Origin of the sequence: Devosia geojensis, from assembly GCF_000969415.1 — a bacterium.
Classification (GTDB): Bacteria; Pseudomonadota; Alphaproteobacteria; order Rhizobiales; family Devosiaceae; genus Devosia; species Devosia geojensis.
On sequence record NZ_JZEX01000055.1, the window covers coordinates 23,192 to 32,686 of the forward strand.

Annotated in this window: 8 protein-coding genes and 1 tRNA gene; 6 read left to right on the forward strand and 3 right to left on the reverse strand. The window is 67.0% G+C overall.

All coding sequences use genetic code 11. The annotated features are described in order from the left end of the window. Window positions 1-4 precede the first annotated feature (4 nt). The 5 genes from VE25_RS04665 to VE25_RS04685 are packed head-to-tail and all read left to right on the forward strand — an operon-like array spanning window position 5 to window position 5,612. Complete coding sequence (locus VE25_RS04665) at window positions 5-1,003, forward strand: carbohydrate ABC transporter permease (RefSeq protein WP_046107435.1); 999 nt, start codon at window positions 5-7, stop codon at window positions 1,001-1,003. Then, the gene (locus VE25_RS04670; protein WP_083988719.1) at window positions 996-2,084 is read left to right on the forward strand and encodes a carbohydrate ABC transporter permease; all 1,089 of its coding nucleotides are present in this window, start codon (window positions 996-998) and stop codon (window positions 2,082-2,084) included. The genes VE25_RS04665 and VE25_RS04670 overlap by 8 nt, the downstream gene beginning before the upstream one ends. An 11-nt stretch (window positions 2,085-2,095) precedes the next feature. After that, on the forward strand, window positions 2,096-3,175 hold the full coding sequence (locus VE25_RS04675) for an ABC transporter ATP-binding protein (RefSeq protein ID WP_046107436.1): 1,080 nt from the start codon (window positions 2,096-2,098) through the stop codon (window positions 3,173-3,175). 5 nt (window positions 3,176-3,180) lie between these two features. Next, a complete protein-coding gene (gene uxuA, locus VE25_RS04680; protein WP_046107437.1) occupies window positions 3,181-4,395 on the forward strand; it encodes a mannonate dehydratase in 1,215 nt (404 codons plus the stop codon). A gap of 59 nt (window positions 4,396-4,454) precedes the next feature. Beyond that, complete coding sequence (locus tag VE25_RS04685) at window positions 4,455-5,612, forward strand: DJ-1/PfpI family protein (protein WP_046107447.1); 1,158 nt, start codon at window positions 4,455-4,457, stop codon at window positions 5,610-5,612. Window positions 5,613-5,652: 40 nt separating this feature from the next. Here the strand turns inward: VE25_RS04685 and VE25_RS04690 are convergent. After that, window positions 5,653-5,728 (reverse strand) — tRNA-Ile (locus VE25_RS04690). A 134-nt stretch (window positions 5,729-5,862) separates the two neighbouring features. Here VE25_RS04690 and VE25_RS04695 point away from each other — a divergent pair. Beyond that, a complete protein-coding gene (locus tag VE25_RS04695) occupies window positions 5,863-7,284 on the forward strand; it encodes a phosphomannomutase (protein WP_046107438.1) in 1,422 nt (473 codons plus the stop codon). Between the two features lies 1 nt (window position 7,285). Here VE25_RS04695 and VE25_RS04700 read toward each other — a convergent pair whose 3' ends face one another. Beyond that, window positions 7,286-7,897: a LysE family translocator gene (locus VE25_RS04700; protein WP_046107439.1), complete on the reverse strand. Its 612-nt coding sequence runs from the start codon at window positions 7,895-7,897 to the stop codon at window positions 7,286-7,288. A gap of 224 nt (window positions 7,898-8,121) precedes the next feature. Continuing rightward, the gene (locus tag VE25_RS04705; protein WP_046107440.1) at window positions 8,122-9,063 is read right to left on the reverse strand and encodes a nucleoside hydrolase; all 942 of its coding nucleotides are present in this window, start codon (window positions 9,061-9,063) and stop codon (window positions 8,122-8,124) included. Window positions 9,064-9,495: the final 432 nt, after the last annotated feature.

Here is a 9,495-nt window from a genome sequence, read left to right on the forward strand (position 1 = left end):
CCTCATGAGCGCAGGAACCCAGTTCGCGGCTGCGGCGGGCGCGGCGGTGGCGCTGCCGGCGCGGATCGTCGAACCCTTCATGTACGGGTTGCAGAGGCTTCTCGGCATCAAGCGGATGCCCTGGGTGTTCCTGGTGCCGAACCTCACCGCAGTGGTGCTCTTCGCGCTGCTGCCGGTCTTCATCAACATCTTCTATTCGGTCAGCGGCAGCGACCGGCTCTATCCGTGGGACAGGCCGGTGGTCGGCGGAGCGAACTACGCCACGCTCTTCGACTGCGACAATTTCCTCGATCCCTCGACCTGCTCGCGCGACCTCTTCTGGCGGGCGCTGGGCAATACCCTCGTCTTCGTGCCGGTGCAGGTGACGGCGATGATCGTCATCGCTCTTCTCACGGCCATCTGCCTCAATCGCGACATCCGCGGGCGCGGGTTCTTCCGCGGGATTTTCTTCTTTCCGGTGATGCTGTCGCCGGTCGTTGTGGCGCTGACCTGGCAGTGGATCCTGCAGCGCAACGGCGCCCTCAACGGCTTGATCTCGTCGGCCGGGCTGACGCCGGTCAACTGGCTGGTCTTTCCCAACACCGCCTTCTTCTGGTCGGTGTTCGTGACCGTTTGGGCGCATATGGGGTTCTACACGATCATCCTGCTCGCCGGGTTGCAGTCCATTCCGCGCGATGTCTACGAAGCGGCCAAGATGGACAGCGCCACGCCCTGGCGCGCCTTCACCCGCATCACGCTGCCGCTGTTGAAGCCCGTGCTGCTCGTCGTCTTCATCCTTGCGGTCATCCGCTCGGTGCAGACGTTCGACGAGCTTTACGTCCTGACCGGCGGCGGGCCGGGCTCGGCGACGATGCTGATGGTTCAGTACATCTACGAGGTCGGCTTTGCCGCCCAACCGCGCAATTTCGGTCTCGCCGCGGCGGCTTCACTGCTGCTGGGTGTTGCGCTCCTCATCTTCACGGCAATCCAGATGCGCATCTCGCGGGGAGGCAAGGATGACTGAGGCGAGCATGAGCAAGACCGATATGTCGATCTCGGATTTTCTGACCCGTCGCCGCCGGCGCGGACGGTTCGGCTGGACCGACGGGCTGACCTACGCCTACCTGCTGCTGGGCCTCGTAGTGATGTTCGCGCCGGTGCTCTGGGTTGTCATCTCCTCGTTGAAGACTCCGGCCAATCTCGCGGAATTCCCGCCGACGCTGCTGCCCTACTCGTCAGAGACCGTGGTGGTCGAAGGATTCGACCAGCCGCTGGCCCTTTTCGACGTCGTCGGGGAGGACGGGGAGACGCGCAGGCTCGCGCAGATCCGGCGGGTGGGCATACAGGCGCAGATGATCGATCCGGCCGACCCGGAGGCGGGTCGGGTCTTGGTGCCCGTGGAGACCGCAACGCCGGTGCGGCGCGTCTATCTCGCGTTCGAGAACTACACCAATCTCCTTGCCAGCTCGGGCAACGACCTCTGGCGATACGTCTTCAACAGCCTGTTCATCACGGTGGTGGCGACCCTCATCACGCTGGTGATGAACTCCATGGCGGCGTTCGCGCTCTCCAAGTACCGCTTCCGCGGCTCGAACGTGGCGCTGGTCTCGATCCTCGCCACCCTGATGATCCCGGCGACCGTGGTGCTGGTGCCGACCTACATGATCGTCGCGCAGCTCGGGCTCGTCGGCAACCTCTGGGGGGTGATCCTGCCGACGGTGGCGACGCCCACCGGCGTGTTCCTTCTGCGCCAGTACATGCTGACTATCCCCGACGAACTGGTCGAGGCGGCGCGCATGGATCATGCCAGCGAGTGGCGAATCTTCTGGAAGATCATCCTGCCGCTCTCCTCGCCGGCCCTGGCGGTGGTGGCGATCTTCTCGATCCTGTCGCGCTGGAACGACTTCCTGCTGCCGCTCGTCGTGCTGACGCGGCGCGAGTCCTACACGCTGCAACTGGCGCTCGCCTCGTTCCAGACCGAGTACGGCATCCGCTACGAGATCCTGCTCGCCATGACGACGCTGACGGCCTTGCCGCTCGCCTGCGCCTTCATCTTCCTCCAGCGCTACATCACCACCGGCATCGCCTCGACGGGCATCAAATAGAGTTCAACGACATGGCCAGTCTCACCCTCGAGAACATCAAGAAATCCTTTGGGGCGGTCGACGTCATTCCCGGCGTCGACCTCAAGATCGATGACGGCGAGTTCGTCGTCTTCGTCGGGCCCTCGGGGTGCGGGAAGTCGACGCTGCTGCGCCTTATCGCCGGGCTCGAGGACGTGACGGACGGGGATATCCGGATCGACGCCGACAGCGTCGCCCATACGCCCGCCGCCGACCGGGGTGTGGCGATGGTCTTCCAGTCCTATGCGCTCTACCCGCACATGACCGTGCGCGAGAACCTCTCCTTCGGGCTCGAGAACATCCGCATGGCCAAACCCGAGATCTCGCGGCGGGTTTCGGAGGCGGCGCGGCTGTTGCAGATCGAGCAGCTGCTGGAGCGGCGCCCGAAGCAGCTTTCCGGCGGGCAGCGCCAGCGCGTCGCCATCGGGCGGGCGATCACGCGCGACCCGAAGATATTTCTTTTCGACGAGCCGCTCTCCAATCTCGATGCGGAACTGCGCGTGCTGATGCGCGTCGAGATCACCAAGCTGCATGAGCGGCTCGGCAACACCATGATCTATGTGACGCACGACCAGATCGAGGCCATGACGATGGCCGACAAGATCGTGGTGCTGAGGAAGGGCGTGATCGAGCAGGTGGGGGCGCCCCTCGAGCTCTACAACCATCCCAAGAACCTCTTCGTCGCCGGTTTTATCGGCTCCCCGCGTATGAACTTCGTCGAGGGGCGGATCGATGCCGTGGGTGAGGGAGCCGTTACATTCGCGGCCGACGGGTTGCCGCCGTTGGTGCTCGAGGGGGCCATCGAAGGCGCGAATATCGGCGCGGCGGTGACGCTCGGGGTGCGGCCCGAGGACTTCCTCGTCACCGACAAGGGCTGGCCGGCGACGGTCAGCGTTGCCGAGCAGTATGGTGCGAGCAGCTACCTGCATTGCGCATTGCCGGGAGATCGTCCGGTGCTGATCCACGAGCCCGGGCAGAGCAAGGCGGGCCGCGGCGATGTCATCCATGTTGCCCCGCCTGCCGGGCGCTGGCACCTGTTCGACGCCGACGGGCTCGCTTTGCGCAAGGCCTGATCGCCATGATTGAAACCTGGCGCTGGTTCGGCCCGCGCGATGTCACCACGATCGCTAATGTGATGCAGACGGGCGCGCAGGGCATCGTCTCGGCGCTCCATCATCTGCCGGACGGGGCCGTCTGGACGGCCGGGGAAATCGGCAAGCGCCAGGAGCAGGTCCGGTTCACCGCCGAGGAGCGGGCTTCGGGGCTCGAATGGCTGGTGGTCGAGAGCCTGCCGGTTTCCGAGGACATCAAGCGGCAGACCGGCGAGTGGAAGGCCCATCTGGCCCACTATCGGCAGAGCCTCGAAAACCTCGCGGCTGCGGGCATCGAGACTGTCTGCTACAACTTCATGCCGGTCATCGACTGGACGCGCACGCAGCTCGCCTGGCAGGTGCCGCATGGCGGCTACTGCATGCGGTTCGACGCCGTCGATTTCGCCGTGTTCGATATTCACCTGCTGAAGCGCAAAGGCGCGCTGGGGGACGTGCCGCCGGAAGTCGCAGAGGCGGCTGATCGCCGGCACCGGGACATGAGCGAGGCGGAGAAGGCGGCGATTGCCGCGAGCGTCCTTGCGGGGCTGCCGGGAGCGGCGGACGTGCTCTCGCTCGATACGGTGCAATTCCATCTCGACAAGTATGGCGAGATCGACGCGGAGCGGCTGCGCCGGCATCTCTTTGCCTTCCTCGAGGAGGTGGTGCCGACGGCCGAGCGGCTGGGACTGCGGCTCTGCTGCCACCCGGACGATCCGCCGTTCCCGCTGATGGGTCTGCCGAGGATCATGTCGACAGAGGCAGACTACAGGGTCGTGCTCGACCATATCCCGTCGCCCGCCAACGGCATGACGCTTTGCTCGGGAGCGCTCGGCGCGCGGCCGGACAACGATCTGCCGGGCATCATGCGCCGGTTGGGGGGCCGGGTGCATTTCATCCATTTGCGCAACGTCAAGCTCGAAGGCCGCGAAGTCGGTTCCTCGTTCTACGAGTGCGAGCACCTGGAGGGCAGCGTCGACATGGCGGCGCTGGTCGATGCCATTGTCGATGAGGAGCGGCGGCGTAAGGCCGAAGGGCGCCCCGACCATTCCATCCCCATGCGTCCGGACCATGGGCAGGACATCCTCGACGACATCGGGCGCGGCGCGCAGCCGGGATATCCGCTCATCGGACGGCTGAAGGGCCTGGCGGAGTTGCGCGGGCTCTTCCGGGCGACCGAGAGATTCAAGGACGTACCGGCGTAACCGCCATAGCCACGTTCGCGCGATGCGATATTATGCCGGCGCCCGAAGGGGAGGCCAGCATGCGCAAGCGGACCGTTCTTCTCACCCTCGCAGCCATCGTGCTCGTGGCGCTCGTCGCCACGCCCATCCTGCTGGCGCCGGGCGAGGCGGCGACGCAGGCCGAGCCCGCTCCACCCGTCGATGAAGCCGAGCAGGCGCAGATCATCGCGGCGATGGCGCCACCCAAGCGCGAGCGGCCGGTGATCGCGATTGCAACGTTCAATCCGGGAACGGAAGTCTCGGATTTCCTCTCGGCCTATGGCGTGCTCGCGCGGTCCGGCGTCGCCGAGGTGACGGTGGTGGCCGAGAAGGACGAGCGGGTGCGGCTTTATCCCAGCCTCTCCATCGATCCGCAGGAGACGATGGCGGCATTCGACGCGCGTTATCCGGAGGGCGCCGACTACGTCGTCGTGCCGGCGATGGACCCGGGCGCGGACCCCTTCATCGCCGAGTGGATCGTCGCGCAGCACGAGAAGGGCGCCAAGATCATCTCGATCTGCAACGGCTCGCGCATGATCGGCACGGCGGGCCTGCTCGATGGACGGCGGGCGACCGGCCACTGGAGCGCGGCCAAGGAACTGCGCGACAAGTACCCGACCATGGAATGGGTGCCGGACCGGCGCTACGTGATCGACGATGGGGTCGCGACCTCGACGGGCATCACCGCCAACATCCCGATCATGATCGCGCTGGTCGAAGCCATCGGCGGACGGGAGGCGGCCGAGCGGGTGGCGGGGGAGCTCGGCGTGGCCAACTGGGACGCACGGCATAACTCGTCGGCGTTCGGCCTCAACCTGGAGCATATGAAGACGTTCGTGCGTAACAATGTCAGTTTCTGGCGGCAGGAGAAGGTGGGCATTCCGCTCGAAGACGGCGTCGACGAAGTGGCACTGGGCTTCCTGGTCGATGCCTATTCGCGCACCGAGCTTGCCAGTGTGGTGGCGGTCTCGGCCGGCGGCGAACCGGTGCGCAGCCTCGGCGGCCTCACGATCTATCCGGATGCCGCCGCGGAGACTGCGAATGTCGACGAGATGCTCGACGCTCCGCCCTCCGAAGCGCCCGCAGCGCTCCTCGAAGCCGAGTTGCCGCGCATCGCCGAACGCTACGACCGGCAGACGGCCGGGATCGTCGCGCTGGTGATGGAATATCCATGGACGGCGGGGCAGGCCAGCCGGTAAGCCCGGCTATTTTGCCTTCATATCTTTACTTTGGAAATATTGGTGGGCCCACCAGGACTCGAACCTGGAACCAGACCGTTATGAGCGGTCGGCTCTAACCATTGAGCTATAGGCCCATCGTTCGCCTCCATAGCAGGATGATGCCGATGCGCAAAGGGGCCAAGGGTGCACCGAACGGGGTTGCCGGCCGTTTTGTCCCTGTCATATCACTCTGCCATGCGCCCCCACGGGCACCAACGCGGAGACAGGTATGACGGCGGGAAGCCTCAAGTTCGGCACGAGCGGATTGCGCGGGCTGGTCACGGATCTTCAGGGCGAGGCGGCCCGGCGGTATACGGCGGCGTTCCTCGCGCATCTGGCGGAGACGGGCGCGACCGGCAGCGGGCGCGTCTATATCGGGCGCGACATGCGCCCGAGCAGCCCTGCCATCGTCGCCGACTGCGCGGCCGCCATCGCGGCAGCGGGGCTGGAGCCGGTCGACTGCGGGGTGCTGCCGACGCCGGCGCTGGCGCTCCATGCCATGGCAGGGAAGGGCGCGGCGATCATGGTCACCGGCAGCCATATTCCGGCGGACCGCAATGGGCTGAAGTTCTATCTGCCGACCGGTGAGATCGGGAAGGCCGACGAGGCCGGCATCACCGCCGCGCTTGCCGGGGCGAAGGCCACGGAAGGCGAGGGGCGGGCACAGGACGAATCGCAGGCGGCGGCGCAGCGTTATTTCGAGCGTTATGCGGGGCTGCTGCCGGCGGAGGCGCTCGCCGGATGGCGCGTCGGCGTCTTCGAGCATTCGACGGTAGCGCGTGCGGTTCTGGCGGACGTCCTCGCTGCGTTCGGCGCCGAGGTGGTGCCGCTGGGGCGCGTGGAGGGGTTCGTGGCGGTCGATACGGAAGCCTTCAACGACGCAGTCTTTGCGCCGCTCGCCGGGTGGGTGCGCGAGCGCGGGCTCGATGCGATCGTCTCGGCGGACGGTGACGGCGACCGGCCGCTGGTGATGGATGGGCAGGGGCAGTTCGTGCGCGGCGACGTGCTGGGGCTGCTGACGGCGCGGTTCCTAGGGGCGGACGCGGTGGTGACGCCGGTGACCTCCAACTCGGCCATAGAGCGCACCGGGTATTTCGATGAGGTGCGGCGCACGCGGGTCGGTTCGCCCTTCGTGATCGCCGGGATGGAAGAGGCGCTGGCGGCAGGGGCGCGGAGGGTGGTCGGGTTCGAGGCGAATGGCGGAACGCTGCTGGGAAGCGACGTTGCCGTTGAGGGCGCGAGCCTCCCGGCGTTGCCGACGCGGGATGCGGTTCTGCCGATCCTTGCCGTTTTGGCGCTGAGTTCGGCGGAGGGGGTAAGCGTTGCCGACCTCGTCGCGGCCCTGCCGGTGCGACCGGCGCTCAGCGATCGGCTCGAGCACGTGGCGCAGGAGAGGACGGCGATGCTGCTCCGGCGGCTGCGGGAGGAACCGGGTTTCGCCGACGGTTTCTTCGCCGAGCAGGGGCGGATCGAACGGGTTTCGGAGATAGACGGACTGCAGTTCATCCTCGCGAGCGGTGACATGGTGCACTATCGGCCTTCGGGAAATGCACCCGAGATGCGCTGCTATGTCGAGGGCACGACGCCCGGACGCGCGGCGGAGCTGCTGGCCTGGGGGCTCAAGGTCGCAGAGGCGGCGGTTCGTTCGTAGCTCAGTGCTGCCAGACGACGAGACCGGCGGCGGTGGCCATCATGGCGCCGGCGGTCTTGTTGAGGCGGCCGAGGGCGCGGGGGCTCTTGAGCATCTCGCGCGCCGTTGCGGCCAGCCATGCATAGCCGCAGCCGATGGCGAGGAGTACGACCACCACGATCGCGGTCAGTTCGGCGAAGGCGACCGGGTTCATCCGGTCGAGCGGGATGACCGTCGGCAGGATGGCGAGGTAGAAGACGATGGTCTTGGGGTTGCCGAGGGTCAGCGAGAGGCCGGCAAGGAAGGTCTTCCAGCCGGGCTCGCTCTTGGGCTTCAGGCGCTCCGAGCCCGGCCGCGCCGTCCAGAACTGCCAGGCGATGTAGAGCAGGTACGCCGCGCCCGCCCAGCGGATGATGGTGAACACCGGCCCGAAATGGGTGGCGATGGCTGCAAGGCCGAAGACCACGAAGACGAAGTAGACGAGGTCGCCGGCAAGGATGCCGAGCACCATCGGGAACGCGCCCTTGAACCCGCCGCCCAGCGCCCGCGCGACGACGGCGGCGACACCCGGCCCCGGCACCAGCACGGCGATGGCGTAGGCGACGGTGAAGGTGGCGAGGGTGAAGAGGTCCATGGCGAGGTACTCGAATGGCGGGCGGCGAGAATAGCTCTTCCGGCGGACGATGGGTAGTGGGACCGAGGCGAGACACCCCCCTCCCAACCTCCCCCGCAAGGGGGGAGGTGCCGCATCGTGCTCGTGGCACCATCTTGCCCAATCCACCGCACCAGCACCTCCCCCCTTGCGGGGGAGGTTGGGAGGGGGGATGCATCGACCAGCCGCACATGGCCGGCCCCTTCCTACGGCAGCCGGGCCAGCCGCTCGGTCAGCAGGGCGTAGAACCCGTCGGCGTCGGCCGAGCGCAGGAAGTTGACGTTCCTCGGGCGGTCGGTGACGTGCCAGTAGTCGGCGACGGTCATGCCGACGGTCAATTCGCTCGCGGTCTCGATGGCGACGTTGCACTGGCGGCCCTTGAAGAGCTCGGGCCGCAGCAGCCAGGCGATGACGGTCGGGTCGTGGAGCGGCGCGCCGTCGGAGCCGTATTTGGCGAGGTCGAAGCGTTCGGAAAAGGCGAGCATCTGCGCGACGGCCTCGCCGCTGCGGTTGCCGATTGCGGCAATGGCGGCAAGGCGTTCCCTGGTCGTCAGCACCTGGTGGGTGACGTCGAGCGGCAGCATGGTGATCGGCGCACCGCAGCGCAGGACGATGTCGGCCGCTTCCGGGTCGACATAGATGTTGAACTCGGCCGTCGGCGTGATGTTGCCGACCTCGAAATAAGCCCCACCCATCATGACGATCTCGGCGATGCGGGGGGCGATGCGCGGCTCCTTGACGAGCGCCATGGCGATGTTGGTCAGGGGGCCGAGCGTGCAGAGGGTGATGGCGCCGGGCTCGGCCGCCATCAGGGTTTCGACGATGAAATCGACGCCGTGCTGCGGCTGGAGGGCGATCTTCGGGGCGGGCAGGTCCGGGCCGTCGAGGCCGGTCTGGCCGTGGACGTGCTCGGCGGTGACGAGGGTGCGCCGCATCGGCCGGGCGCAGCCGGCGTGAACGGGCACATCGGTGCGGCCGGAAAGCTCGACCACCTTGAGGGCGTTGCCGGCGTTGCGCTCGAGCCCGACATTGCCGGCGACGGCGACGATGCTCAGCACCTCGAGCTCCTGCGGCGAGGCGAGGGCGAGAAGGATGGCGACGGCGTCGTCCTGGCCGGGATCGGTATCGATGATGATCTTGCGGGGCATGGCGGATCCTGCGATTCGATGGCGGGCGGACAGTAGCGTCCGAAGCGGAGGCGGGCCAGCGGGCGTGCACGGAAACCCCGCCCGGCCATGGTGGCCTCGCGGTTGCTCCAGTGACGCGGCATGCGGCGGCGATTGCCTCATGCAAATTTTAGAACGGAGGCTTTCGCCGCCGCATGCGGTGGGTTTTCCGATCCATGGGGACGCGTTTGTCTTCGAGCGATGTATCCCCCGGCTCCGGATCGGAGCACGGGACACCTCGCCCGGCGTCAAGACCGCCCTACGGGCCCAGGGCCGGACGACTCCAGCCCCTCCCACCTGCCCTTACCACAGACCGTTCGTCGCGACCTCGCGTTCTCGTGGCGGGTGAGAGGAGTATGGGGCAGGTGGAGGGGGGCGGGGATAAGTTTCTGGTTCAGTTGCAACATCAAGGGG

What these genes read in the sequence shown, in the direction of transcription:
- VE25_RS04665 (WP_046107435.1), top strand. Translation starts at nt 5, where the DNA reads ATGAGCGCAGGAACCCAGTTCGCGGCTGCGGCGGGCGCGGCGGTGGCG.
- VE25_RS04705 (WP_046107440.1), bottom strand. Translation starts at nt 9,063, where the DNA reads ATGCCCCGCAAGATCATCATCGATACCGATCCCGGCCAGGACGACGCC.
- uxuA (WP_046107437.1), top strand. Translation starts at nt 3,181, where the DNA reads ATGATTGAAACCTGGCGCTGGTTCGGCCCGCGCGATGTCACCACGATC.
- VE25_RS04695 (WP_046107438.1), top strand. Translation starts at nt 5,863, where the DNA reads ATGACGGCGGGAAGCCTCAAGTTCGGCACGAGCGGATTGCGCGGGCTG.
- VE25_RS04685 (WP_046107447.1), top strand. Translation starts at nt 4,455, where the DNA reads ATGCGCAAGCGGACCGTTCTTCTCACCCTCGCAGCCATCGTGCTCGTG.
- VE25_RS04670 (WP_083988719.1), top strand. Translation starts at nt 996, where the DNA reads ATGACTGAGGCGAGCATGAGCAAGACCGATATGTCGATCTCGGATTTT.
- VE25_RS04700 (WP_046107439.1), bottom strand. Translation starts at nt 7,897, where the DNA reads ATGGACCTCTTCACCCTCGCCACCTTCACCGTCGCCTACGCCATCGCC.
- VE25_RS04675 (WP_046107436.1), top strand. Translation starts at nt 2,096, where the DNA reads ATGGCCAGTCTCACCCTCGAGAACATCAAGAAATCCTTTGGGGCGGTC.